The following is a 627-nucleotide window of genomic DNA, read 5'->3' as shown; positions in this document are numbered from 1 at the left end:
TTACTACCGAAGGTATCCAAGAGTGCATCCATCCTTTGTTCTATTTTTTTATTCTGCTTTTTTGCACTCCTTTTTAGAAAAGAGTAAGCTGTTGAACGTTCTTTAAAAGATCGAGTACCGACTTATGGTCAACTCTTAGTGATATGTCCTATAAAACTGCGGACAATATCACTTTTTATTTTCTTTAGACGTGCGAATGCCTCCGCTCACGCGGATATAATGAAAAAATCAGATAGGAACTTGGTAGGGATGAGGTTGCTGTTTAAGGTCCATGAAGCTACGAGCGAGTGAATCTGCCACCGTATTCAGTTTTGTCGCGTTGTATATCTCGCAGACACGATTACGAATACGTTGACTCGATATCCACTTGAAGCTTAATCCTTGTTTGATTTTGCGTTCACGTGTCGCTCTAATAAGTTCATTGATGTTTGGGTAACGTTGCACCTTTAAGTCATCAAAGAATGCTTGCGTAAATTGCTTAAAAGAAGCCGCACTACGGAAAGTCCCTTCAATGGCATCGACACACACATTGACGCGTTCAGCAAGCAAGTAGCCGGCGTTCTCTAGATACTTGATCGCCTTAGCAAAAGATTTAGGTGAGATGTACTCGCCAAAACGAAGCGCATG

1 pseudogene is annotated in these 627 nt (G+C 41.5%); it reads right to left on the bottom strand.

What is annotated here, in order from left to right:
• Positions 1 to 228: 228 nt before the first annotated feature.
• A pseudogene (locus tag MD535_RS25785) lies at positions 229 to 627 on the bottom strand (hypothetical protein); the annotation flags it as partial.

Origin of the sequence: Vibrio qingdaonensis, from assembly GCF_026191675.1 — a bacterium.
In the GTDB taxonomy this organism is placed as follows: Bacteria; Pseudomonadota; Gammaproteobacteria; order Enterobacterales; family Vibrionaceae; genus Vibrio; species Vibrio qingdaonensis.
Note: the sequence above shows the minus strand (reverse complement) of the source record. Positions and strands in the feature narration are given on the sequence as shown.